This is a genomic window from Microbacterium sp. A93 (assembly GCF_051842835.1).
The window spans coordinates 618,764-642,457 of the sequence record NZ_JBPXMT010000002.1 but is presented as its reverse complement, the minus strand read 5'-3'; the positions used below and the strand labels follow the sequence as shown (position 1 = coordinate 642,457).

Here is a 23,694-nt window from a genome sequence, read left to right as displayed (position 1 = left end):
GAGGCCCGGGATCCCGGACTCAGCCAGGCAGGCTGAGCCGGGGTTCCGGGCCCTCGTCGTCTCGGCACGCCAGTCCGTCGGCGACCAGCCCGGCGGCGCACCGTTCGAACTGGGCGGCATCCGGGGTGTGCGCCCCCAGGGTTCCGGCCTCCGCGGTGCGCGCGGCGATGTCCGCCACGAGGACCCGCCCGGACTCCCGCAACAGGGCCATGATGGCACCCCGGACCTGACGGTCGGTGCCCGCCCACGCCTGGCCGGTGGGCGTGTAGTGCGGTGCGGGCATGCCGGCCGCCCGCCACGCGCACACCTCGGCCACGGGGCACTGTCCACACTGCGGGGACCGCGCGGTGCACACGAGGGCCCCCAACTCCATCACGGACGCGTTCCACCGGCAGGCCTGGTCCGGGTCCTCGGGCATGAGGTCCCGGGCCAGGGCCATCTCGGCCGCGGTGAGGGACTTCTCCGGCAGTGCGCGGCCGGAGACCAGCCGGGCGTGCACGCGGCGGATGTTCGTGTCCACCACCACCTCGGGGCGGTCGAAGGCGAAACAGGCGACGGCGGCGGCCGTGTAGGTGCCGACGCCTGGCAAGGCCAGCAACTCGGCAGCGTCGGCCGGGACCTCGTTCCCGTGCGCCTCGGCGATCTCCGCGGCGGCTGCCTGCAGCCTCAGGGCCCGGCGCGGGTACCCCAGCCTGCCCCAGGCGCGGATGACCTCGGCCGGGGACTCGGCGGCCAGATCCCGTGGGCTGGGCCAGCGGTCCAGCCAGGCAGTCCAGACGGGGAGCACGCGGACCACGGGGGTCTGCTGCAGCATGATCTCGCTGACCAGGATGCCCCACGGGCTGCATTCGGGGCGGCGCCAGGGGAGGTCCCGGCCCTGGGCGTCGAACCAGCTGCTGATGCGCCGGTGCAGCGTGGAGGTCAGGGCCGGCGCAGACATGCCGTCCACTGTAGTGCGCCCGCAGTCCCGGCGTGGCCGGTCCGGGGTAGGCCCTGCGGGTCCATAAGCTGGGGGTATGCCCGCTGAGCCCCGAACCAACGACCTGCTGCGTCCCCAATCCCCTGCGGTGTACCGCCGCCGTCGACTGGTGGCGGTGGTGTTGCTCCTGGTGGTGCTCGTGCTGCTCGTGGGCCTGGTCTGGTGGTTGGCCTCCCTGTTCCGCCCGGCCCCGGATGAGGCCGGAGCCGCCCCGACGGCGAGTGCGAGCCAGTCAGCTTCCCCGGCGGCCACTGACTCCGGGGGCACACCCTCGGGATCGGCGTCCTCGTCTGCTTCCCCGTCCGCCTCGGACTCTGCCTCATCCTCCCCCACCGCGGATGCCGCGGCAGCGGGTGACTGCCCTCCCGGGGACATCGTGGTCTCGGCGGCCACCGACCAGCCGACCTATACGGACGGTGAGGACCCCGTCCTCGAGTTGCGGGTGGACAACACGGGTCAGGAGCCGTGCGAGGCCAACCTCGGCACCTCGCAGCAGGTCTTCACCGTCTATTCGGGCTCGGACCGGATCTTCTCCACCGAGGGCTGTCAGGAGGGTGAGGACGCGATGGTGGAGATCTCCCCGGACGAGCAGGAGCGGGCGCGGCTCACCTGGCCGCGTGTCCGCACCGGTCCTGACTGTGCGAAGATCGACTCGGATCCACGCAGTGGCACCTACCGGCTCGAGGTGTCCCTCGGGGAGTTGAAGGCGCAGCCGGTCTCCTTCAACCTGCAGTGAGGGCCTAGGCGACCCACGCCTTCATGGTCTCCAAGGCCTCGGTCAGCGTGCGGACCTCTGCGACCCGCACCCCCTCGGGCAATTCGCCCAACGGCTCGGGGGACTTGGGCACCACGGCTCGACGGAAGCCCAGCCGGGCCGCCTCACGGATCCTGCGGCCGATGCCGGGCACGGGACGGACCTCTCCTGCCAGACCCAACTCCCCGAACGCGATCAAGCCCTTGGGCACCACCGCATTGAGCTTGGCGCTCGCGATGGCCAGCGCCGCGGCGAGGTCGGAGGCCGGCTCGGTCAGCCGGACCCCGCCCACGGTGGCCACATAGCAGTCATCCTGGTTCAGCGGGAAGCCGGCACGGCGCTGCAGGACGGCCAGGATCATGTTGATGCGGGCGGAATCCAGGCCGCTGACCGTCCGACGGGGACTGCCCTGGCCGGAGGGGGTGAGCAGGGACTGGACCTCGGCCACCAGGGGGCGCCGCCCCTCGAGGGTGACCGTGACGCACGTACCCTCCACGGGGTTCAACGTGCCGGACAGGAACAGCCCGGACGGGTCCTCCAGGGAGATGATCCCGGCGTCCCCGAGGTCGAAGCATCCCACCTCATCCGTGGGGCCATAGCGGTTCTTCACGGCGCGGACCATGCGCAACCGGGAGTGCCGCTCGCCCTCGAACTGGCAGACCACGTCCACCAGGTGCTCCAGCAGCCGGGGTCCGGCGATCGAGCCGTCCTTGGTCACGTGCCCCACCAGGACGGTGGCCATGTTGCGGGCCTTGGCCTCGTTGATCAGGCTCGCCGCCACCTCACGGACCTGGGTCACCCCGCCCGCCGTGCCGTCCACGGACTGGGACTGCAGGGTCTGGACGGAATCCACGACCAGCAGGTCTGGATCCGCCCTCTCGATCTGGCCCAGGGCCCGGCCCAGATCCGTCTCCGCAGTCAAGAAAAGGGTGTCCGCCACGGCGCCGATCCGGTCTGCGCGCAGCCGCACCTGGGCCGCGGACTCCTCCCCGGTCACGTACAGCACCGACCGCGTGGAACCCTCCGGGCGGCGGTGCCGGGCGACTTTCGCAGCCACGTCCAGCAGCAGCGTGGACTTGCCGATGCCCGGCTCGCCCGCCATGAGCACCACAGCCCCGGGGACCAGGCCGCCGCCGAGGACGCGGTCCAATTCAGACACCCCGGTGGTGTGGAAGCGGGCCTGGGAGGCGTCGACCTCGCCGATCGGCACGGCCGGGGTGGCCACGGTGGTGGCCGGGGTCCGGCCGGAGGAGGCATCCGCCCCTGCCTCGGAGACGGTGCCCCAGGACTGGCATTCACCGCACCGGCCCACCCACTTGGCGGTGGTCCAGCCGCATTCGCTGCAGCGGTAGCCGGGATTCGTTCGCTTGGTGGTCTTGGACGCCATGGACCAAGGGTAGTCGGCGGGGCGGACGCGTTAGGTGCCGGCCGCCGTCGTCTGTGGACGACCGGTCTAGAGCCGGGGCAGGTAGGCCACGGCCTCCTCATGGGGGGCTCCGGTGGCCTCGATCAGGTCCACCATCATGGGGCGCAACAACATCACCAGGGCCTCGGAATGCAGGGTGCCCGCACCCAGCTCGGCGGGATCGAGCCGGGCGGCGGCTCCGCCGAGGGCGCCCCGTGCCACGGACAGGGACTTGTGGCGCCCGCCCGCAGACGGCTCCCCGAGTGACCGGCCGAGGATCCCGACGGCGTCGGCGGCCTCGTCGAACCAGTCGGCCAGCAGGGTGGTCCCCTCCTCATCCAGCGCACCATTGTCGATGACGCTGATGACCCGCCGGGCCACGATGCGCAGGCTGCGGATGGCGAGGTCCGATTTCTCGACCGTCAGCGCGGTCTCCTCCAGCTCTGACTTGGACCGGCGCTGGATCGGCGAGAACGTCGCCACCTCCTGGGCATTGCGGACGTCCTTGCGCAGGTTGTCCACGGCCGTCTGCGTGCTGCGGCAGGCCACCAGTCCCATCCACGCCGTCCGCGACTCGTGGGAACGCAGTGCCTCCGAACAGTCGCGCAGTGTCCTCGTCAGGGTGGAGTAGAGGTCGCGCAGCCCGGAGGCGGCGTCCTTGTGCAGGTTGCGGGGTGACAGCAGGGTCACCAGCAGGGCGATGAGTCCGCCCACGATCGCGTCCTGGCTACGCGTGAACGGCCCGCCCTCGGCGGCGGGCAGGAGGACCACCAGGATCGACTGCAGGCTCATCTGCAGGGTGAAGGTGGCGCTGGGGTCGATGAAGCGGGCCACGAGGATCGAGGTGAAGACCACGAGCACCGCCTGCCAGTACCCCTGGCCCAGGGCGGCCTGCATGAGGTCCCCGATGAGGATGCCCAGCGTGCACCCCACGGCCACCTCGATGACCTTGCGGACCTTCGGGTCACGGTTGAAGCCCAGGGCGATGAGTGCGGCGGTGGCCGCGAACAGGGGGTCCTCGTGACCCAGGACGAGTTCGGCGAAGACGTACGCCAGGACCGCGCACAGGGAGCTGACGGCCGCAGGGATCAGGGCGGAGCGGACCCGGGAGGCGCCGGAGCGGGCTCGGCGTGTGCCGAAGGATCGCGCGCGGGTCCACCCCTGCCGGGTTCTGGTCTTGGTTCTCGTCCAGGAGGAGCCGGACGTGGGCTTCTGCTCCATGATCCCTAGCTTAGGCCGGGACCGCTCTGCGCTCCTCCACTTCTCCACTTCTGGCCACCGGGTGAGGTTGCTCACCTTTCCGACGTGGCCCGGGACTGGCCTGGGTAGTGCGACTTCCGCGCCGTTGCAGGGCTTCGGGGCCACCGCGCACCCGCCGACGGCGGCCGGGGTGGAGGGCCGTTAAGGTCGCGTTCACCTCCAACGGCCCCGCACGTCACCTTGCACCCATAGCTTTCTCGAGGAACGAGGTCAGCAGGATCCCTGCCTGCTTCACGCATCACCACCAGTATCGTGGGGGTGACGGCCTCGACCGCACTGTCATCCAACTCGAAAGAGGCACATCTGTGAAGGCTCTCCGCATCGGCCGCTCCGCCGCCGTCCTGTCTGTCGCCGCACTCGCCCTGACCGCCTGTGGCGGCAACGGCGGTTCCACCGACGATTCGTCGGCTGCCGGCTCCGAGGGCGCCTCGGCCGAGGTCTCGGGCACCCTGATCGGTGGTGGCGCCTCCTCGCAGGAGTCCGCCATGACCGCGTGGACCAACGGCGTCACCGAGGTCCACCCGGACCTGACGGTCCAGTACGATCCGGTGGGCTCCGGCGCCGGCCGCGAGGGCTTCCTGGCCGGCCAGTACTCCTTCGCCGGCTCCGACGCCGCCATGGACGAAGAGGAGATGGCCTCCGCCGAAGAGGTCTGCGGCCCCGAGGGCGTCTTCCACGTCCCGTCCTACATCTCCCCCGTCGCCGTCGCCTTCAACCTCGAAGGTGTCGACGAGGTCAACATGGACGCCGAGACCATCGCCCAGGTCTTCGCCGGCGAGATCACCACCTGGAACGATCCGGCTATCGCCGACCAGAACCCGGACGCCGAACTGCCGGACACCCAGATCACCGTGGTGCACCGCGCTGACGAGTCCGGCACCACGGAGAACTTCACCGACTACCTGACGGCCGCCGCCCCGGAGTCCTGGACCTACGACGTCGTCGAGGCCTGGCCCGCGGAGATCACCGCCGAGTCCGCCCAGCAGACCTCCGGTGTGGTCTCCCTGACCCAGACCACTGACGGTGCCATCACCTATGCCGATGCCTCCCAGATCGGCGAGCTCGGCACCGTGGCCGTCAAGGTCGGCGAGGAGTACGTGCCGTACTCCGCCGCGGCCGCCGCGGCCGCCGTCGAGAAGGCTGAGCCGGGCGAGGCCGGTGCGGTCGAGCTCGACCGCACCACCGAGGAGGCCGGCGTCTACCCGATCGTCCTGGTCTCGTACCACATCTTCTGCAACCAGTACCAGGACCAGGAGACCGCTGACACGGCCAAGGCCTTCGGCGAGTACGTGGTGTCCGAGGAGGGCCAGTCTGCCGCAGAGGCCTCCGCCGGCAACGCCCCGATCTCCGAGACCACCCGCGAGTCCGCACTGGAGTCCATCCAGGCCATCTCCGTCCAGGGCTGATCACCGTCCGGTTCCGGCCGGTGGTGAGCACCCGTTGACCCAGCCGCCGACCCTCTGAAGTAGGGTCGGCGGCTGTGTCATGCTTTACACGCCATCCATTCCCGGGATGCGGGGTCCGAGCCCGCACCACGAACTCCGAGGGGAGTCACCGTGACTGAAACTGCCACTGAGCCGGCGAGGGAATCGTCGCTCACGGCACCGCGCGGAGGTGCCGCAGGGGACAAGGTCTTCTCCGGCCTGGCCCTCGCCGCCGGCGTCATCATCCTGATGGTCCTGGCCTTCGTCGCGATCTTCCTCGCGGTGGAGTCGCTGCCGGCCCTGTGGCCGAAGGTCTTCTCGAACCAGGAGACCATCAAGAGTGCGGACACCTTCTGGCAGTACGTCTGGCCGCTCATGGCCGGCACGGTCATCGCCTCGCTCATCGCCATCCTGATCGCCACCCCGGTGGCCGTGGGCATCGCCCTGTACATCTCCCACTACGCCCCCGCCTCGATCTCCACCCCGGTGGGCTACGTGATCGACCTGCTGGCCGCCATCCCCTCCGTGGTCTTCGGCGCCTGGGGCATGACCACGCTGGCGGGTGGGATGGTGCCCATCTACGGTTGGCTGGGTGAGTACCTGGACTGGATCCCGCTCTTCGGCGGGGGCGCCTCGACCACCGGCCGCACCCTGCTCACGGCGGCCGTGGTGCTGGCCGTGATGATCCTGCCGATCATCACGTCCCTGTGCCGCGAGATCTTCATCCAGACCCCCAAACTGCACGAGGAGGCCGCCCTGGCCCTCGGGGCGACCCGGTGGGAGATGATCAGGATGACCGTCTTCCCGTTCGCCCGGGCCGGGATCATCTCCGCCATCATGCTGGGCCTCGGTCGCGCCCTGGGCGAGACCATGGCCGTGACCCTGGTGCTCTCGGGCGGCGCCTTCTCGTGGAGCCTGATCTCCTCCGGCGCCAACCAGACCATCCCGTCCGAGATCGCGCTGAACTTCCCCGAGGCCTTCGGCATGCGCCAGTCTGAGCTGATCGCAGCCGGCCTCATGCTGTTCATCATCACCCTCGTGGTCAACATGATCGCGCGCTGGGTCGTCAACCGGCACAAGGAATTCTCGGGAGCGAACTGATGACTACCCCCATGGCAACCGCTCCGAGGGGCACGGCACCCCGGCCGGGCGGATCGAAGAAGAACTCCCTGACCGCCGGCCAGATGCCGCGCTGGACCTGGATCGCCGTCCTGGTCGGAGCCCTGGTCCTCGCGGCGGGCCTCACCGCCCTGCTCGGCGGTGGCGCCTTCAGCTGGACCGGCTGGCTGATCTTCGCCGCCATCCTCTACGTGGTGGGCATGTACGTCACCACCTACGTCATCGAGACCAAGCGCCGGGCCACGGACGGGATCTGGCGCAACCTCGTGTGGGCGGCGTTCATCCTGGCGCTCATCCCGCTGGTCTCGGTGCTCTGGACCGTGGCCGCCAACGGCCTGCCCACCCTGGTGGCCCATCCGCAGCTGTTGTGGACGGACATGAGCGGGGTCACCGGCGCAGATGACATCGCCACCCAGAGTGAGGGGGCACCCGTGCAGGGCGGTTTCCTGCACGGCCTGGCCGGCACCCTGATGATCACGCTGCTGGCCACCATCATCTCCGTGCCGATCGGCCTGTTGACCTCGATCTACCTCGTGGAATACGGCCGGGACAACCTGTTCTCCCGGGCCATCGTGTTCTTCGTGGACGTGATGACCGGCATCCCCTCGATCGTGGCCGGCCTCTTCGCCTTCGCCGTGGTGGAACTGGTGATCACCACGTTCATCGGGGAGACGCCGCGCCACCTGCAGATGATCAAGATGGGCCTGAGCGCGGCCATCGCCTTGTCGGTGCTGATGATCCCCGTGGTGGTCCGGTCCACGGAGGAGATGCTCCGCGTGGTCCCGAACGAGCTGCGGGAGGCGTCCTTCGCCCTCGGGGTGCGCAAGTGGCGGACCATCTTCAAGGTGGTGCTGCCCACGGCCATGTCCGGCATCGCCTCCGGCATCACCCTGGCGATCGCCCGCGTGACCGGCGAGACCGCCCCCATCCTGGTGACCGCCGGATATGCGGCCGCCACGAACTGGAATCCCTTCAGCGAGTGGATGACCGCACTCCCGGTCTTCATCTACCGCCAGCTGATGAACCCCACCGCCCCGGCCGCCGGCATGCCGTCGGCGGACCGCGCCTGGGCGGCGGCCCTGGTCCTGATCGTCATCGTGATGTTGCTCAACCTGGCAGCCCGCATCATCGCCAAGGCCTTTGCGCCGAAGACCGGCCGCTGAGCCGAGCAGACCGAAAGTCAGAGGAACCCACATGTCAAAGAGCATCGAGGCCATCGACCTCAACGTCTACTACGGCAGCTTCCGGGCTGTGGAGGGCGTCAACATCAAGATCGAGCCGCGGTCCGTCACCGCGTTCATCGGTCCCTCGGGCTGCGGCAAGACCACCTTCCTGCGGACCATCAACCGCATGCATGAGGTCCTGCCCGGGGCGCGTGCCGAGGGGCGGCTGCTGATGGACGGCGAGGACATCTATGCCCCGGGCGTGGACCCGGTCACCGTCCGCACGCAGGTCGGGATGGTCTTCCAGCGTCCGAACCCCTTTCCCACCATGTCCATCCGGGACAACATCCTGGCCGGCCACAAGCTCAACGGACGGCGGATGTCCCGGTCCGAGGCGGACAACATCGTGGAGAAGTCCCTGCGGGGCTCCAACCTCTGGAATGAGGTCAAGGACCGCCTGGACAAGCCCGGCTCGGGACTGTCCGGCGGCCAGCAGCAGCGCCTGTGCATCGCCCGGACCATCGCGGTGGAGCCGGCCGTGATCCTGATGGACGAGCCCTGCTCCGCCCTCGATCCGATCTCCACCCTGGCGATCGAGGACCTGATCAACAACCTGAAGAACGAATACACCGTCATCATCGTCACGCACAACATGCAGCAGGCCGCCCGGGTGGCAGACCGGACGGCGTTCTTCAACATCGCCGGCACCGGCAAGCCGGGCAAGCTCATCGAGTACGACGAGACCTCGGTGATCTTCAACAACCCCGGTGACAAGCAGACCGAGGACTACATCTCCGGCCGCTTCGGCTGAGATTCCCCCCGGGACTGTGCGGGCAGGGACGAAGCGTGATGACTCGTGATCCCTGCCCCACCGTGCATTCGAGGCGGGGTGGGGTCAGAACAGGGGGCTGGCCGCCGCGGCCAGGATCAGCGCGGCCAGGGCGGGGACCACGAGGGTGGCCAGCCAATACCGGACCACCTTCTGGAACTGCGACCACCTGACCGCCGTGTAGCGCTGGTTCCCCCCGGCCCCGATGATGGATGCCGCGGCCGAGTGGGTGGAGGACAGGGGCAGGTGCAGGGCGAAGGAGCCCACGAAGAGCAGTCCCGCGCTGACGATCGAGGCGATTCCGGCGCGCAGGGGGTCGAGGCGGACGAGGGTGTCCGTCAGGGTGTGCGCGATGCGCCAGCCGCCGAACAGCGTGCCGATGGCCACGGAGAACCCGGCGGCGACCGGGACCCACCAGCCCAAGGCCTCGGGCCGGCCGACGGCGGCGACGGCAATGGCGATCATGAAGGTGAGGCGTTGTCCGGCCTGGACGCCGTGTCCCAGGGCGTTGGCGGCCCCGGAGATGGCCAGTGACATGCGGGCGGCGTGGTTGACGCCACCGGGGGCGGCGTCACGCGCGGCCCAGGTGGCGGGGGTGACGAGGACCCAGGACAGGAACCAGGCCAGCAGGGGGGTGAGGACCAGGCCCAGCAGGATGCCGGTGACCAGGGTGGGGGTCCAGATGCCCTCGAAGGAGGCGTGCCCGGTGATGGACAGGGCCAGGCCGGCGCCGACCAGCCCGACGATCAGCGCGTGCGTCATGGAGATGGGCATACCGCGCCGCCATGCGAAGTATCCCCAGGCGATCGCCACGGTGAGGGCGACGAGGGCCATCACCAGCCCGGGGGCGCCGTGGGGGACGACCGGGGGCAGCTCGCGCCACACCGCGGTCAGCAGACCGCCGGAGAGGACGCCGCCGATCAGGTTCATGACGGCGGCGAGCAGGAGCGCGGCCCGCGGGGTCAGGGCGCGGGTACGCACGGGCAGGGCGATGGCGTTGGGTGCGTCCCGCATGCCGTTGAGCAGGCCGTAACCGGCCGCGAGGAGGAACACCAGGCCCAGCAGGACGAGGTCGAGAGGGGGCACGCCGGTCAGGATTCCTGGACGAGGATGCTGCCGACGTGCACCGTGATCTGGCGGACGGCGACGATCGCTGCGTCCACGGCGTGCGCGGCCTCCCGCTGGCGGTTGTAGCTGCGTTGCAGCAGGTCGCCGGTCATGCCGGAGATCCACTCGATCATGACCCGCTCGGCGCGCTTGGAATTGCGTTGCAGCTGGATCCAGGTCTCCTCGAGGGCATCGAGGTCCCGGAACTGGATCACGGCCTCTTGAAGCAGTTCGGCCTGCCGGCCGAGGTTCTCGAGGACGTCCATGGCTTCTGCCGGGAGGCGGAACTGTTCCGTGGCCATGATCAGCAACCCGGCGTTGCAGACCTTCTCCACGGCGTTGTTCAGGCCGTCCGCCATCAGATAGAGGTCCTGGCGTGGCAGCGGGGTGATGTAGGAGCTGCGCAGGCTCGTGAGCAGGGCCATGTGACGGGCGCTGGCGGCGCTGTCGATGTCCTTGAGTTCGGCGTCGATCTCGGCGGCGGTGGCCCTCGAGGCGCCCATCAGTTGGGCCACTTGGTCCACCGCTCCGCCGAGGCCGTCCGCGAGTGCGGTCAGGTGTTCAACGCTTGCGGTGTCCGGGGCGAGCAGGGAAGACAGTGAGAAGTTCATCAATGCACAGGGTATCCCGCCCTGATCCCCGGCGGGAGGATGTGGGGCGGTGCCGGACCGGGAACGCCTCTCGGCGAGTGGCCGCTCAAGGCGGCAGAATATTGGAGCCCGGGGTTACCGCGGCCCGGCACCAGTATCCAGTGTGCGCGGTCCCGTCGGCCGATGTCCACTCCCGGACCCGGTGTCAGCCATCAGCACAAGTGGGGCCCAGCGGGAATATGCGGGAACAAGCGGGAACAAGCGAACAGCGGTGCTCTCAGTCGAGGGCACCCTGCCGCCAGGCGGTGGCGGCCTCCTCCAGCTCCTCGGCGGTTCCCAGCAGTCGCCTGGCCTGGCGGAGCATGGCGGCCGCCTGGGCGGGGTTGCCGGCCTCGAGGGCCTCGGAATGATGTGCCTGCCCCAGGCAGACCACGCGGCAGTAGGCGGCGGCCCGTTCCAGGGCGACTCCGAAGTCCCCTGTGAAGACCCCCGTCAGGATGTGGTCTGTCAGCTGCTTCAGTTCCCGGGCCCCCGGTGGTTCCACGGCGCCCGCCACGGCCCGGGCCACGTGCGCCTCGTGGCCGGCCCGGTACCAGGCGGCCCACTGCCGACCGTTGCGGGCGGTGGCCGTGCTCAGGGCGTACAGGCGCCAGAGGGCACCGCTCAGAGACACGGCGGGGGCATCGGCCCAGAGGCCGGCCACGGTGTCGATGCCCGCTTCGTCGACCAGGCCGACCAGCCGGCGGACTGCAGTGTCGTCCGCGCCGGCGTGTCCGCCGTCGATCAGGGCGCGGGCCAACAGGGCTGCCCCCTCCGCCGTCGCGGCAGGGTCCGCGCCACCCTCGAAGGCGGCGAATTGCTCCGGGGCGAAGGGGCGGGGCCTGTGGTGGCGTACCGTTCCGGCCGCCGTCGAGCTCGGGGACCGGCCGGAACTGTTCCGGAAGGAGGACACGGGGTGGATCACCTTTCCTGGGGGATCGGGAACGGGAGGCGCGCCGTCTGGCGACCTGGCGGCGCGCACCCCACGGTACGCCGTTCGGCCGGGCTGCGTCCGTTACCATGGAATGCGGCCACCGGCCGTTGCAGGGCCCTTAGCTCAGTTGGCAGAGCATCGGACTTTTAATCCGCGGGTCGCGGGTTCGATCCCCGCAGGGCCCACCGCACCGGCTCCCGTTCCGACCAGGGAACGGGAGCCGTCGTGTCTCCGGGCCCCGACCGCGGACTCCTTCCTTGAATGTTGCAGGGATGTCTCGCCAGCCCTTGAAAGATCAAGATTTGATAACTGCTTCGGGTCGGACGGGGGCGGTCGAGGGCGGAGCCGGCGCACGGAACGGCCCCCCTGCGGCGGCCGCGACACGCTGGGGTTCTGCGGTTCTTGCCGCGGTCGTCCCCCGTCGACGGGCTGATGGGACGCTCGATCGGTGGGGGAGACGGCCCCAGGGGCAGGCTTCCGAGAATGCCCCGCACATGCCTACGCTGGTAGGCATGAGTGCTTTCCCCCGGGTGCTCCGCCGCGTCATGATGCTCGGCGGTGCCCTTGTGCCAGCGGCCGCCCTGACGGCTCTCCTCGGCGCACCCGGAGCCATGGCCGCCCCCGTGGTGCAGGCCTCGCCTCTGACGGCCCCTATGATCACCCTGGATTTCGGCGATGCCCTCCCCTCCAATCCCGACCTGTTGCGCCAGATGATGTGGATCAAGTCGGGTCAGGTCCCCGCGGTCTCGGCGGACGGGTTGCGGGTCGCAACGTTCTCCGCTGGACTGAGCCGGTCCGCCCCGCAGGAACTGGCTGAGGACCTGTCCGAGCCGGGCGACGCCCAAGGCCTCCAGGTCGCGGAGACCGTGCAGCGGGCCGCACCGGACGTGGTGCTGCTGACGGACATGGATGTGGACGCCGGCGAGGACGTGGCCCAGTCCTTCCGCACCAACTACCTGGCCGTCGGGACGGGTGGCCAGAGCGGCATCGACTACCCCTATATGTACGTCTCCGAGGTCAACAACGGTGTGGACACCGGAGCGGACCTGGATGACGACGGCATCATCGGCGGCTCAGGCGATGCCTTCGGACCGGGTAGCTTCGCCGGTCAGCACGGGATGGTCCTGTACTCGAAGCACCCTCTGGACACGGACGGGATCCGGACGTTCACGGAATTGCCCTGGGCGGCCATGCCGGACAACGCCATCCCCGAAGGGGTCTACTCCGACCTCGAGCTCTCCGTGCTCCGACTGTCCTCCACCTCCCACTGGGACATCCCGGTGACCGTGGGCGGTGAGACCGTGCACATCCTGGCGGCCCAGCCGAGCCGCGCGGAGGACGGCCCGGCCGGGGCAGAACGCCACCATGACGAGATGCGCTTCTGGTCCGACTACCTGGCGGCCGGGACCGGCCGGGACGAGTACATCGTGGACGACGAGGGCCAGACCGGAGGCCTGTCCACCGACGCCCCGTTCGTGCTGGCCGGTGACTTCGGGCCGCTGACCGGAACGGCGCCCGTGGACACGGACCACCCCTCTGCCGTGGCCGAGATGCTGGCGGCCGAGGTCATCCAGGACCCCCTGCCGGTGTCCCAGGGGGCCGAGAACCTGCGGGCGGGCGAGCCCGCCGCGACCGAGGTGATGGGCCGGCAGAACGGTGAGTGGGTCCTGGCCCGCTCGGACTACCTGCTGCCCTCCGCCACGATCACGGCGGCGGCCTCTGGCGTGTTCTGGCCCGTGCCCGGGCAGCTGGGCTCGCAGCTGACCCGCGCGAACGCACCGGGCGGGAAGCCCGGGGAGCCGAACGAGACCACCCCGAGCGAGCACCGCCTGGTCTGGGCTGATCTGAATCTCCCCGGGATCTCAGACGGGACCGACTGACGGTGGGCGAGCGCGCAACCCTCTCCACCGGCCACCACGTGGTCTGGTCCCGGCCCGCCCCTGAACGCGCCGGCACCGATCTAGTCCTGGTGATCCACGGCTACGGGGCCAACGAGGTCCGTGCGGCCCAGGCCTATTTCAGCATGCTTCCCGAGGGGGCCACGGGCCTGGCGGTGCGTGGCGGTTTTGAGATCGACGCCGGCCGCGCCCCGGTCGCGGCGGGCTCCGATGACCGCGGCGGGGGACCCGGCGGACCCGAGCCGGGCGCCTGGGGCTGGTTCCTGCTGGACTACTTCCTGACCAACGACTTCGCGGAGGTGGTGGCCGCGGCCCACCGCGTGTTCGACCTCCTGGACGCCGAGGAGGTCACCCGCCATGGCTTCGCCCGGGTCGCGCTCCTGGGGCACTCCCAGGGCATGGCGATGGCCTCCACCGCGTACCGGCTGAGGCCGGAGGCCTTCGCCTGCGTGGTGGGGCTCAGTGGTTTCGTCCTGTCCAACCAGTTGCTGGAGACCTTGGACAGCCCGCCGGAGGGACCGGGGCCAAGGCCCTTCTTCTGGGGCCGGGACGTGGGGGACCTGGTCATCAACCCCGACGCCATCGCCTACACCTCCGACTGGCTGGACACCCACACCCGGCTCACGGCGCGGACCTATGAGGGCATGGGACACGGCACCAGCGCCGAGGAGGCCCGTGACGTGCGGATCTTCCTCCAGCACTCCCTGAGGGCGGCCGGTCAGTAGTCGCGCGTCTCATCCCGGCGGATCGACTCGCCGGTGTGCGGGTCCTGCCGCGTCCTCGACTCGCTGACGCGGCGGTTCGCCGAGTTGGCGACCCCCATCTGGATCAGCGACACGATGAACAGCAGGGCCCCGGCGGCGATGAGGATGTAACCCGCGATCGTCAGGTCGAACCCGGCGAGGGAATCCTGGACCGCGAAGCTCAGGATCGCACCCAGCGCCATGAGGATGATGGCAGAACCGAATTTCATGGGTCTCCTTCTGGCCGCTGGGGACAGGTCGGGGTGGTGGTGCTCCGCGTCACCCTACGTGCCGAGACCCGCCCGCTCAATGCGCCGCGCGTCGATGGACGGGTTCCGCTCTGAGCGGGACGACCCGGCGGTGGACCGCAGGAGGGCGCCCCGTGGTGTTTGATGGAGTCAACGCCGTGCCCCGGCGGGGCCGGGGTGCGCTGCATCGACCGGTCGGGACCAGACACAGGAGGGCACCAGCCATGGCCAAGAAATCGATCATCGCGACCGTCGCCGGCAAGAGGGCGACCGACTTCGCCATCACCCGCGCCGTCGACCAGCACGGGAACCCGACCCCGGCGTTCCAGAGGATCGTGCTGAAGGCCGTGGACGTCCAGCGCCCGCTGGTCCTGCGCAACTTGAACCGTCTGCGGCGCAAGCACCCCCAGGACACCCCGGCCCAGCTGGCCGAGCGGCTGGGGAACCAGTACCTGATGGCGGTCATGGGTGAGGGTGCCGCAGCCGGTGGGACGGCCGTGGTCCCGGGTGTCGGTACCGCTGCCGCTTTGGGCCTCTCCGCCGCCGCCACGGTCGCCTTCCTCGAGACCACCGCGTTGTACGCGCAGTCGGTGGCGGAACTGATGGGCGTGTCCACCGGAGACCCCCAGCGGGCCCAGACGCTCGTGATGGCCGTGATGCTCGGCGACGACGGCCGGAAGATCCTGCGTGACTTCTCCAGCCAGGCCAACGGCTCCGGTCCCGGCCCCCTGGGCGGCGCGGTGGCCGCGATCACCGGTGCCTCGGGCATGTCCGATGTGCTGTTCCAGCAGATGAAGCACATGTTCATGAAGAAGTTCATCATCAAGCAGGGCGCGGGGATGCTCGGCCGGCTGGTGCCCTTCGGGATCGGTGCCGTCATCGGCGGTGTCGGCAACCGCGCCATGGGCAAAGGGGTGATCAAGGCCGCACAGAACATCTTTGGGCCCCTGCCGGCGGCCCTGCCCGGCTCTTTGGCCGCCGAGTTGAAGGCCCTTCCGGTGGGGCGGAAGTCTGCGAAATCCTCCAAGGCCCAGGGGGAGGCCGCGGACGACCAGGCTGATGAGGGCGGCCCGGACCCGGACCTGAGAGAGCTGCTCGAGGAAGGCATCCGCGCGGACCTGGACGAGTTGCGGGCAGACGGCACCCTCGCGGAACTGAGGGATGAGGACCCGGAGGCGTTCGCGGCAGACGTGGAGGCGGCCCGCGCCGAGCACCGTCGGAACCGCGGCTGACCCGGACCGCCGGACTAACCGAAGACCAGGGTGGCCACCGTGTAGATGGCCAGCCCGGCCAGGGCCCCGACCACGGAGCCGTTGATGCGGATGAACTGCAGGTCCCGTCCCATGTACAGCTCGATGGTGCGGGAGGCCTGCCGCCCGTCCCAGCGCTGGATGGTCTCGCCGAAGATCCCCACCAGTTCCGGACCATAGCGCCGCGCCAGATACTGGGCGCCATCCGAGGCCCATCCATCCACCCGGGCGGCCAGACCCGGGTCCTCCTGGAGCCGGACACCCAGATCCATCAGGGCCGCGACCAGGGCCCGGTGCAGGTCCGAACCGGTGTCCTGCAACTGGAGGAGGAGCGCGGACTTGGTGGTGGCCCACGCCCGCCCGGCCCACTCGCGCATCCGCGGGTCGCTGAACAGGTCGTTCTTGGCGCGCTCGACCTTCGCCTGGGTCACCGGGTCACGGCGCAGATCGGCCACGAGGTCCGCGAGCCAGCCGTCCACCGAACGCCGCAGCTCATGCTCGGGATCGTCCCGCACGGCCGCGAGGTACTTCAGGGCCTCGGCGTGGACGCGTTCCGCCAACAGCTGGTCCACGATCTCCGGCACCCACTGCGGGGACCGCTGCCGGACACTGGTGAGGAAGAACTCCGGGTGCCGTGCGACCCAGTCCCCGGTCCGGGTCACCAGCAGGTCCACCACCTTGTCCTGATGCCGCTCGGCGGTCACCTTGCCCAGCACCTCGGAGAGCGTGGGAGACCACTCGGGCTCCACCATGTGCTCCTGGACGAGGTTGGCCAGCAGGTCCCGCACCAGGACGTCGTCCATCGCGTCCAACAGGCCCTCGGCGGAGGCGGTGACCTCGGCGGCCACCCGTTCCGCATTCGGCGCCTGGAGTAGCCACGCCCCCGCACGGCCTGCCAGCTTCAGCCCGGCCAGCTTCTCCCGGGCCACGTCCCCGTCCAGGAAGTTCTCCTGCACGAAGGAACCGAGGGACTCGCCGATCATGTCCTTCTTGCGCGGGATGATCGCGGTGTGGGGGATCTTCAGGCCCATCGGGTGGCGGAAGAGTGCGGTGACCGCGAACCAGTCCGCCAGGGCGCCCACCATGCCGCCCTCGGCCGCGGCCCGCACGTACCGCAGCCACGGGTAGTCCTCCTGCAGGGCGAAGGAGACCACGAAGATCACCGCCAACAGCACCAGCAGGCCGGTGGCCACGGTCTTCATCCGGCGCAGAGCCGCTGCGCGCTCGGCATCCGTGGTGACGGTGCCGGAGGTGTCCCCCACCGGGGGACCGGCGGACGCGCTGGGACGGCCGGGGCCGGCGTCGGGCATGGGGTTCTGCATGGGCCCTCCGATGAGGAGTCAAGGTGTCAGCACAAGTTAACCAGCCCGTCGCCCCGGGGACGGCGCGCCGGGCGGGATGGGCGCGTAACCTTCACGGTGTGTCCGTACTCCACGCTCCCGACACCGATCCGCACCTCTCCGGCTCACCCTCCGGCGCATCGCCGCGTGGACCCCTCGTGATCGCCCATCGCGGGTCCTCCGCGGTCTTCGCCGAGAACACCCGGGCGGCCTTCCTGCACGCCCTCGCAGAAGGTGCGGACGGGGTGGAGGTGGATGTCCACCTGACGCGGGACCGGCAGGTGGTGTGCCTGCATGACCGGACCCTGGAGCGCACGTCCAACGGCTCCGGGCCGGTGGCGGACCACACCCTGCCCCAATTGCGCCGCCTGGACTTCCACAGCTGGAAGGGGGCACGGATCCCCGGCCGCTACGGTTCCGCCTCCGCCCAGTTGCTGACGCTGCCGGACCTGATCGAGCTGCTGGCCGAGGCCGGGCGTCCCATGAAGCTCGCCCTGGAACTCAAACATCCGAGCCCCTACGGCCACGAACTCGAGGAACGGGTGGTGACCGTGCTGCTCCGCGCCGGGTGGGACCCGGAGACCTCCCGCCTGGGGGCGGTGGAGGTCTCCTTCATGAGTTTCTACGCGGGCTCGCTGCAGTACCTCGGGCCGACCGTGGACCCCGAATACCTGTGCCAGCTGCTGACCGTGGTGCCGGCGGAACCGGTGCCCGGCCGGTTCCCCAGGGGCCCGCTCGGCCGGGCCGCCGTGCGGGCCGCCCTGCGCCAGGCGGAGGCCGATGCCGAGCGGCTGATCTGGGAGGGTCGTGCCGGGATCGCGGGTCCCGGGGTGGACTACGTGCGCCAGAACCTGGCGGACGTGAAGGCCTGGCTGGCCGCCGGGCGGACGCTGCGGGTGTGGACGGCCGATCGGGATGAGGACGTGGACCTGCTGGCGGCCGCCGGCGTCCAGCAGATCACCACGAATCTGCCCGCGCGTGTGCTCGAGCGGGTCCGCCGGCGCGAATGGGTGCTGAGCGCCACCGGGTCCTGACGACGGCGGGTCCTGCAGGGCGGCGAGCCGGCCGGCACCGCCGGAAGACGCGCTGACACGCCCCGGGGGCCTCGGCGGACGTGGTGGTTGTGATTATGATCACAGTAGACATCGTGAGGTGACCAGCATCACGGTGATCACTCGACACCATCGGGAGGGGACCCCATGTCAGCCAATCTCAAGCGGCGTCTGACCGCCGTCACCGCCGCCGCGGCAGCGGCCGCCATGCTGCTCAGTGGCTGCGCCCAGAGCCAACGCGAGGACTCCGGCGGGGAGGCGGAGGGCGGCGAGTCCAGCGAGTCCAGCGTGGACAGCCAGTTCATCTTCGCGGCGTCCTCCGACCCCAAGAGCATGGACCCTGCCTTCGCCAACGACGGCGAGACGTTCCGGGTCTCCCGCCAGATCTTCGAGGGACTGGTCGGCACAGAACCCGGGACCGCGGACCCGGCCCCGCTGCTCGCCGAGTCCTGGGAGGCCGGGGAGGACGGGCTGAGCTACGAGTTCCAGCTCAAGGAGGGCGTGACCTTCCACGATGGCACGGATTTCAATGCCGAGGCCGTCTGCGCGAACTTCGACCGCTGGTACAACTTCGAGGGCATCGCCCAGGCGGAGACCATGTCCTACTACTACGGCAAGCTCTTCCGTGGTTTCGCGGACAGCCCCGAGGACGCCGTCTACGACTCCTGCGAGGCCGTGGACGAGCATCAGGCCGCCATCACGCTGGCCCAGCCGTTCGCCGGGTTCATCGCCTCCCTGTCCCTGCCGGCCTTCGCGATGCAGTCGCCGGCCGCGATGGAGGAGTTCGGTGCGGACGAGACCGGTGGCACCGCCGAGTCCCCGGAGCTGAGCGAGTACGCGCGCGCCCACCCCACCGGCACCGGCCCCTTCGCCTTCGAATCGTGGAACGTGGGCCAGGACATCACCCTGAGCGCCTACGGGGACTACTGGGGCGAGCAGGGCGACGTGCAGGAGATCACCTTCCGGGTGATCGACGACCCGGTGGCGCGGCGGCAGTCCCTGGAGGCCGGGCAGATCGACGGCTACGACCTCGTGGCACCGGCGGACGTGGCCGACCTGGAGGGGGCCGGGTTCAAGATCTTCACCCGCGACCCCTTCACCATCCTCTACCTGGGCCTGAACCAGCAGGTCGAGGAACTCCAGGACGTCAAGGTACGCCAGGCGATCTCCCATGCGATCGACAAGGACGCCCTGATCCGCCAGACGCTGCCGGAGGGCACCAAGCCGGCCATCGAGTTCATCCCGGACTCGGTCAACGGCTACACCGAGGACGTGGAGACCTACGACTACGATCCGGAGCGCGCGAAGGAGCTGCTGGCCGAGGCCGGCTATGAGGACGGCTTCACGGTGGACTTCAACTACCCCACCGGCGTCTCCCGGCCGTACATGCCGACCCCCGAGCAGGTGTTCTCCAACCTCTCCAGCCAGCTGGCCGAGGTGGGGATCGAGGTCAACCCGGTGTCCGAGAAGTGGAGCCCGGACTACCTGGACCGGATCAACGGCACGGCGGAGCACGGTATCCACCTGCTGGGCTGGACCGGTGACTACAACGACACGGACAACTTCGTGGGGGTGTTCTTCGGCCAGGAGAAGCCGGAGTTCGGCTTCGACAACCCGGAACTCTTCCAGGCCTTGAACGATGCCCGCCAAGAGCCCGTGCTGGAGGACCAGACCCCCCTGTATGAGGAGGTCAACCGGATGGTCTCCGAGTATGTGCCGGCCGTTCCGCTGGCACACCCGGCACCGTCACTGGCCTTCGCCGAGCGGGTGGACCACTACCCGGCCAGCCCGGTCAATGACGAGGTGTACAACGAGATCGAACTGAACAAGTAGCGTGCTGAGGCTCATCGGCAGGCGACTGCTGCTGCTGATCCCCACACTGTTCGGCCTCTCGATCCTGCTGTTCCTGTGGGTCCGCGCCCTCCCCGGAGGGCCGGCCACCGCACTGCTCGGGGACAAGGCGACCCCGGACGCGGTGGCGAGGGTCAACGAGGCCTACGGTTTCGACCGGCCCCTGCTGGAGCAGTATCTGCTCTACATGGGCCGGCTCCTCTCCGGGGATTTCGGCAACTCACTGCTGACCAACCGATCGGTGCTCGAGGAGTTCGCGTCCCGGTTCCCCGCCACCCTTGAACTGACCGCGTTCGCCATCATCTTCGCGGTGGCCATCGGCATTCCCCTCGGATACTGGGCGGCACGGAACGTGGGCCGCTGGCAGGATCAGATCGCCGTGCTGCTGTCCCTGATGGGCGTGGTGGTCCCGGTGTTCTTCCTGGCCTTCATCCTCAAATGGCTCTTCGCCGTCCAGCTGGGGTGGCTGCCACCGGACGGCCGGCAGAATCCACGGATCGATGCCACCCATTACACGAACTTCTTCGTCTGGGACGGGATGATCACCGGGGAGTATGACGCCGCCTGGGACGCACTGATGCACCTCGTCCTGCCCGGGGTGGCGCTGGGCACCATCCCGCTGGCGATCATCGCCCGGATCACGCGGGCCTCCGTCCTGGAGGTCCAACATGCCGACTTCGTGCGGACCGCCCGGGCCAAGGGGCTGGCGCCCCGGCTGATCCGCGACCGATTCATCCTGCGCAACGCCCTGCTGCCGGTGATCACCACGCTCGGACTGCAGCTGGGGCTGTTGATCTCGGGGGCGGTGCTGACCGAGACGGTGTTCGCCTTCAACGGGATCGGCAGCTTCCTGTGGGATGCCATCTTCAACCTCGACTTCCCGGTGCTGCAGGGGTTCATCATCTTCATCGCGTTGATCTACTCGGTGATCAACCTGCTGGTGGACGTCTCCTACGGCCTGATCGACCCCAGGGTGCGTGTCACATGAGCATGATTCTGCCGCCTGCCGCCGGCGATGGGCCGGCCGCCGAGATGACGCCAGGGGGATCCCCGGCACCGGTGGCCGCACCCGGCACCGGTTCACCGCGGGGGACCTCCGTCTGGCAGGACGCGTTCCTGCGGTTGCGACGCAACCCGGCGGCGATCGCCGGGGCGGTGATCGTGATCCTCTTCCTCCTGGTGGCGGCCCTCGCCCCGCTGATCGCCCCGTACCCCGGGGAGGCGGTCCCGGGGGCCCGGGAGATCACCCCCGGCGTGATCCCCGGGCCGGGCGAGCTGCCGGAGCACCCGCTGGGACTGGACCGGTTCGGCGGGGACGTGCTCTCCAAACTCATCTGGGGCGCCCAGTCCTCCCTGCTCATCGGCGTCATCTCCACGGCGTTCGGCCTGGCCGGCGGCATGGTCCTGGGGCTGCTGGCCGGGGCCTTCGGCGGCTGGGTGGACGGGGTGGTGATGCGGATCGTGGACATCCTGCTCTCCGTACCGAACCTGTTGTTGGCGGTGTCCATCGCGGCGGTGCTCGGTCAGAGCCCCTACGCGGTCATGATCGCCATCGGCGTGGCGCAGGTGCCGATCTTCGCCCGGTTGCTGCGCTCCTCCATGCTCAGTCAGAAGGGAGCCGACTACGTGCTCGCGGCCCAGACCCTCGGCCTCAGCCGGCGCACCATCACCATGAGCCACGTGCTGCCGAACTCGGTGGGCCCGGTGATCGTCCAGGCTACGCTGACCCTGGCCACCGCCGTGATCGATGCCGCCGCCCTGTCCTTCCTGGGTCTGGGCGGAGGACGGCCGGAGACGGCCGAGTGGGGGCGCATGCTCACCTATGCCCAGGCCGAGCTGGGCATCGCGCCCTGGTTGGCGTTCCTGCCGGGCATCTGCATCGCCATCACGGCCCTCGGGTTCACCCTGTTGGGCGAGTCGCTGCGCGAGGCGCTGGACCCGAAGTCACGGGCCCGGTGAGCGGGATGACGGAGACGAACCAGATGCACGAACCCCTGCTGGACATCCAGGACCTGACGGTGGACTTCTCCACCATGCACGGATCCGTACGGGCGGCGGAGGGGATCTCACTCTCCCTCGAGGCCGGCCGCACCCTGGCGATCGTGGGGGAGTCGGGCTCCGGCAAGTCCACCACGGCGATGGCCGCGATCGGGCTGCTTCCCGGCAACGGCCGGATCACGGCAGGCTCCGTCCGGTTCAATGGCCAGGACCTGGTGCGGCTGCCGGAGTCGAGGATGCGCACCATCCGTGGGCGTCAGATCGGCCTCGTGCCACAGGACCCCATATCCAACCTGAACCCGGTCTCCCGGATCGGCACGCAGATCGCGGAGACCCTGCTGACCCACCGGCTGACCACCCGCCATGACGTGGATGCCGCGGTGGTGGAGGTGATGGAGCGTGCCGGGATCCCCGAGGCGGCCCGGCGGGCGAAACAGTACCCGCATGAGCTCTCCGGCGGCCTGCGCCAGCGCGCCCTGATCGCCATCGCCCTGGCCTGCCGCCCCCAGCTGCTGATCGCCGATGAGCCCACCTCAGCCCTCGACGTCACCGTCCAGCAGGTGATCCTGGACCAGATCGGGCAGATGACCCGTGAGCTGGGCACCGCGGTGCTGCTCATCACCCACGACCTCGGCCTGGCCGCCGAGCGGGCCCACGACCTGGTGGTCATGCACCGGGGAACGGTGGTGGAGTCCGGTCCGGCCGCCGAGCTGATGGAGGACCCCCAGCACCCCTACACGCAGGCGTTGATCAAGGCGGCGCCCTCGGTGGCGGCGGTCCGGCTCGTCCCGGGCGCGGGAGGCGCGAAGGGTGCAGGCGGCGCGGGAGGTGCGGCCGGCGCGGGAGGTGCCGGGCCGTCGTCGGCCCCACCGCTGGTGACGATCACGGACCTGACCAAGACGTACCCGCAGCGGGGCCGTGAGGACTTCTACGCGGCCAAGGACGTCTCCCTGGAGATCCCGCGCGGGACCACCGTGTCGATCGTGGGGGAGTCCGGGTCCGGAAAGACCACCACGGCGAGGATGCTGCTGAAGGTGATCGAGCCGACGTCGGGGTCCATCTCCTTCGACGGCCGGGACGTCCTGACGCTGGACCGGGCCGGGTTGCGCGATTTCCGGCAGCGCGTCCAGACGATCTTCCAGGACCCGTACTCCTCCCTGAATCCCATGTTCACGGTCGGGCGGATCATCGAGGAACCACTGGTGGCCTACCGACGCGGCGGGCCCGGGGAACGGCGGGCCCGGGTGGCGGAGCTGATGGACCAGGTGGCCCTGCCCGCGGACCTGATCCGCCGGTACCCCGCCGAGCTCTCCGGCGGCCAGCGTCAACGGGTGGCGATCGCGCGCGCCCTGGCCCTGAAGCCGGAGCTGATCGTCTGCGACGAGCCGGTCTCCGCCCTGGACGTGCTGGTGCAGGCGCAGATCCTGGACCTGTTGCGCGGTCTGCAGGAGGAGTTGGGGCTGAGCTACCTGTTCATCTCCCACGATCTGGCGGTGGTCCGGTTGATCTCGGACTACGTCTGCGTGATGAAGGACGGCGAGCTCGTGGAGGCGGCCACCAGTGAGGAGATCTTCACCCGACCGCGGCATCCCTACACGCGCACGCTGCTGGCCTCGATCCCCGGCAACGAGCTGGAGATCGACCCGGGCGCCGCCTGAGCGCGTCGGCAGTACAGAAGGCCTGGAGGAAGAATTATGAGATCATTGGGTAC

General features: G+C 69.8%; 21 protein-coding genes and 1 tRNA gene. 14 read left to right on the top strand and 8 right to left on the bottom strand.

Annotated features, from left to right (window positions below; genetic code table 11):
* Positions 1–19: 19 nt before the first annotated feature.
* A complete protein-coding gene (locus ACSU1G_RS07255) occupies positions 20–940 on the bottom strand; it encodes an A/G-specific adenine glycosylase (protein WP_439279243.1) in 921 nt (306 codons plus the stop codon).
* Positions 941–1,016: 76 nt separating this feature from the next.
* On the opposite strand from ACSU1G_RS07255, the gene ACSU1G_RS07250 reads away from it, so the two are divergent.
* Entirely contained in the window at positions 1,017–1,715 is a 699-nt protein-coding gene (locus ACSU1G_RS07250; protein ID WP_439279242.1) for a hypothetical protein, read from the top strand.
* Between the two features lie 4 nt (positions 1,716–1,719).
* Here the strand turns inward: ACSU1G_RS07250 and radA are convergent, their stop codons facing one another.
* Both radA and ACSU1G_RS07240 read right to left on the bottom strand, forming a co-directional pair.
* Positions 1,720–3,120, bottom strand: coding sequence for a DNA repair protein RadA (gene radA, locus ACSU1G_RS07245; RefSeq protein WP_439279241.1), 1,401 nt, complete (start codon positions 3,118–3,120; stop codon positions 1,720–1,722).
* Positions 3,121–3,186: 66 nt separating this feature from the next.
* Positions 3,187–4,359 carry an FUSC family protein gene (locus tag ACSU1G_RS07240; protein WP_439279240.1) on the bottom strand — a complete coding sequence of 391 codons (1,173 nt, stop codon included), beginning with the start codon at positions 4,357–4,359 and terminating at the stop codon, positions 3,187–3,189.
* A 344-nt stretch (positions 4,360–4,703) separates the two neighbouring features.
* Here ACSU1G_RS07240 and pstS point away from each other — a divergent pair, with 344 nt between their 5' ends.
* From pstS to pstB, 4 genes are all read left to right on the top strand, one after another.
* Positions 4,704–5,804: a phosphate ABC transporter substrate-binding protein PstS gene (gene pstS / locus ACSU1G_RS07235; RefSeq protein ID WP_439279239.1), complete on the top strand. Its 1,101-nt coding sequence runs from the start codon at positions 4,704–4,706 to the stop codon at positions 5,802–5,804.
* A 150-nt stretch (positions 5,805–5,954) separates the two neighbouring features.
* Positions 5,955–6,923, top strand: a complete 969-nt coding sequence (gene pstC / locus ACSU1G_RS07230) for a phosphate ABC transporter permease subunit PstC (RefSeq protein WP_439279238.1) — start codon at positions 5,955–5,957, stop codon at positions 6,921–6,923.
* The gene (pstA, locus tag ACSU1G_RS07225; RefSeq protein ID WP_439279237.1) at positions 6,923–8,104 is read left to right on the top strand and encodes a phosphate ABC transporter permease PstA; all 1,182 of its coding nucleotides are present in this window, start codon (positions 6,923–6,925) and stop codon (positions 8,102–8,104) included. Before pstC ends, pstA begins: the two co-directional genes overlap by 1 nt.
* 31 nt (positions 8,105–8,135) lie before the next feature.
* Positions 8,136–8,915, top strand: a complete 780-nt coding sequence (gene pstB, locus ACSU1G_RS07220; protein WP_439279236.1) for a phosphate ABC transporter ATP-binding protein PstB — start codon at positions 8,136–8,138, stop codon at positions 8,913–8,915.
* Between the two features lie 84 nt (positions 8,916–8,999).
* Here pstB and ACSU1G_RS07215 read toward each other — a convergent pair whose 3' ends face one another.
* The 3 genes from ACSU1G_RS07215 to ACSU1G_RS07205 all read right to left on the bottom strand — a co-directional run bounded on the left by ACSU1G_RS07215 (position 9,000) and on the right by ACSU1G_RS07205 (position 11,582).
* On the bottom strand, positions 9,000–10,019 hold the full coding sequence (locus ACSU1G_RS07215) for an inorganic phosphate transporter (RefSeq protein WP_439279235.1): 1,020 nt from the start codon (positions 10,017–10,019) through the stop codon (positions 9,000–9,002).
* Between the two features lie 5 nt (positions 10,020–10,024).
* The gene (locus ACSU1G_RS07210) at positions 10,025–10,651 is read right to left on the bottom strand and encodes a hypothetical protein (protein ID WP_439279234.1); all 627 of its coding nucleotides are present in this window, start codon (positions 10,649–10,651) and stop codon (positions 10,025–10,027) included.
* A gap of 256 nt (positions 10,652–10,907) precedes the next feature.
* A complete protein-coding gene (locus tag ACSU1G_RS07205) occupies positions 10,908–11,582 on the bottom strand; it encodes a hypothetical protein (protein WP_439279233.1) in 675 nt (224 codons plus the stop codon).
* A 133-nt stretch (positions 11,583–11,715) separates the two neighbouring features.
* On the opposite strand from ACSU1G_RS07205, the gene ACSU1G_RS07200 reads away from it, so the two are divergent.
* From ACSU1G_RS07200 to ACSU1G_RS07190, 3 genes are all read left to right on the top strand, one after another.
* Positions 11,716–11,788 (top strand) — tRNA-Lys (locus ACSU1G_RS07200).
* 327 nt (positions 11,789–12,115) lie between these two features.
* On the top strand, positions 12,116–13,483 hold the full coding sequence (locus ACSU1G_RS07195; RefSeq protein ID WP_439279232.1) for an endonuclease/exonuclease/phosphatase family protein: 1,368 nt from the start codon (positions 12,116–12,118) through the stop codon (positions 13,481–13,483).
* 2 nt (positions 13,484–13,485) lie between these two features.
* Positions 13,486–14,226, top strand: a complete 741-nt coding sequence (locus tag ACSU1G_RS07190; protein WP_439279231.1) for an alpha/beta hydrolase — start codon at positions 13,486–13,488, stop codon at positions 14,224–14,226.
* Here ACSU1G_RS07190 and ACSU1G_RS07185 read toward each other — a convergent pair.
* Positions 14,220–14,474 (bottom strand): DUF6458 family protein, encoded by a 255-nt coding sequence (locus ACSU1G_RS07185; RefSeq protein ID WP_439279230.1) that lies wholly within the window; start codon positions 14,472–14,474, stop codon positions 14,220–14,222. The genes ACSU1G_RS07190 and ACSU1G_RS07185 overlap by 7 nt on opposite strands.
* Positions 14,475–14,716: 242 nt before the next feature.
* Here ACSU1G_RS07185 and ACSU1G_RS07180 point away from each other — a divergent pair, with 242 nt between their 5' ends.
* Positions 14,717–15,724: a hypothetical protein gene (locus tag ACSU1G_RS07180; RefSeq protein WP_439279229.1), complete on the top strand. Its 1,008-nt coding sequence runs from the start codon at positions 14,717–14,719 to the stop codon at positions 15,722–15,724.
* A 14-nt stretch (positions 15,725–15,738) separates the two neighbouring features.
* Here the strand turns inward: ACSU1G_RS07180 and ACSU1G_RS07175 are convergent, their stop codons facing one another.
* Positions 15,739–17,064, bottom strand: coding sequence for a DUF445 domain-containing protein (locus tag ACSU1G_RS07175; protein ID WP_439279228.1), 1,326 nt, complete (start codon positions 17,062–17,064; stop codon positions 15,739–15,741).
* Between the two features lie 98 nt (positions 17,065–17,162).
* Here ACSU1G_RS07175 and ACSU1G_RS07170 point away from each other — a divergent pair, with 98 nt between their 5' ends.
* The 5 genes from ACSU1G_RS07170 to ACSU1G_RS07150 all read left to right on the top strand — a co-directional run bounded on the left by ACSU1G_RS07170 (position 17,163) and on the right by ACSU1G_RS07150 (position 23,641).
* Positions 17,163–18,116, top strand: coding sequence for a glycerophosphodiester phosphodiesterase family protein (locus ACSU1G_RS07170; protein ID WP_439279227.1), 954 nt, complete (start codon positions 17,163–17,165; stop codon positions 18,114–18,116).
* Between the two features lie 165 nt (positions 18,117–18,281).
* On the top strand, positions 18,282–19,967 hold the full coding sequence (locus ACSU1G_RS07165) for an ABC transporter substrate-binding protein (RefSeq protein WP_439279226.1): 1,686 nt from the start codon (positions 18,282–18,284) through the stop codon (positions 19,965–19,967).
* A 1-nt stretch (position 19,968) separates the two neighbouring features.
* On the top strand, positions 19,969–20,973 hold the full coding sequence (locus tag ACSU1G_RS07160; protein ID WP_439279225.1) for an ABC transporter permease: 1,005 nt from the start codon (positions 19,969–19,971) through the stop codon (positions 20,971–20,973).
* A complete protein-coding gene (locus ACSU1G_RS07155) occupies positions 20,970–21,944 on the top strand; it encodes an ABC transporter permease (protein ID WP_439279224.1) in 975 nt (324 codons plus the stop codon). Before ACSU1G_RS07160 ends, ACSU1G_RS07155 begins: the two co-directional genes overlap by 4 nt.
* Positions 21,945–21,949: 5 nt before the next feature.
* Positions 21,950–23,641 (top strand): ABC transporter ATP-binding protein, encoded by a 1,692-nt coding sequence (locus ACSU1G_RS07150; RefSeq protein ID WP_439279223.1) that lies wholly within the window; start codon positions 21,950–21,952, stop codon positions 23,639–23,641.
* The last annotated feature ends 53 nt before the right edge of the window (positions 23,642–23,694 follow it).

What these genes read in the sequence shown, in the direction of transcription:
- radA (WP_439279241.1), bottom strand. Translation starts at nt 3,120, where the DNA reads ATGGCGTCCAAGACCACCAAGCGAACGAATCCCGGCTACCGCTGCAGC.
- ACSU1G_RS07250 (WP_439279242.1), top strand. Translation starts at nt 1,017, where the DNA reads ATGCCCGCTGAGCCCCGAACCAACGACCTGCTGCGTCCCCAATCCCCT.
- ACSU1G_RS07165 (WP_439279226.1), top strand. Translation starts at nt 18,282, where the DNA reads ATGTCAGCCAATCTCAAGCGGCGTCTGACCGCCGTCACCGCCGCCGCG.
- ACSU1G_RS07255 (WP_439279243.1), bottom strand. Translation starts at nt 940, where the DNA reads ATGTCTGCGCCGGCCCTGACCTCCACGCTGCACCGGCGCATCAGCAGC.
- ACSU1G_RS07175 (WP_439279228.1), bottom strand. Translation starts at nt 17,064, where the DNA reads ATGCAGAACCCCATGCCCGACGCCGGCCCCGGCCGTCCCAGCGCGTCC.
- ACSU1G_RS07155 (WP_439279224.1), top strand. Translation starts at nt 20,970, where the DNA reads ATGAGCATGATTCTGCCGCCTGCCGCCGGCGATGGGCCGGCCGCCGAG.
- ACSU1G_RS07210 (WP_439279234.1), bottom strand. Translation starts at nt 10,651, where the DNA reads ATGAACTTCTCACTGTCTTCCCTGCTCGCCCCGGACACCGCAAGCGTT.
- pstA (WP_439279237.1), top strand. Translation starts at nt 6,923, where the DNA reads ATGACTACCCCCATGGCAACCGCTCCGAGGGGCACGGCACCCCGGCCG.
- ACSU1G_RS07240 (WP_439279240.1), bottom strand. Translation starts at nt 4,359, where the DNA reads ATGGAGCAGAAGCCCACGTCCGGCTCCTCCTGGACGAGAACCAAGACC.
- ACSU1G_RS07180 (WP_439279229.1), top strand. Translation starts at nt 14,717, where the DNA reads ATGGCCAAGAAATCGATCATCGCGACCGTCGCCGGCAAGAGGGCGACC.
- ACSU1G_RS07185 (WP_439279230.1), bottom strand. Translation starts at nt 14,474, where the DNA reads ATGAAATTCGGTTCTGCCATCATCCTCATGGCGCTGGGTGCGATCCTG.
- ACSU1G_RS07150 (WP_439279223.1), top strand. Translation starts at nt 21,950, where the DNA reads ATGACGGAGACGAACCAGATGCACGAACCCCTGCTGGACATCCAGGAC.
- ACSU1G_RS07195 (WP_439279232.1), top strand. Translation starts at nt 12,116, where the DNA reads ATGAGTGCTTTCCCCCGGGTGCTCCGCCGCGTCATGATGCTCGGCGGT.
- pstB (WP_439279236.1), top strand. Translation starts at nt 8,136, where the DNA reads ATGTCAAAGAGCATCGAGGCCATCGACCTCAACGTCTACTACGGCAGC.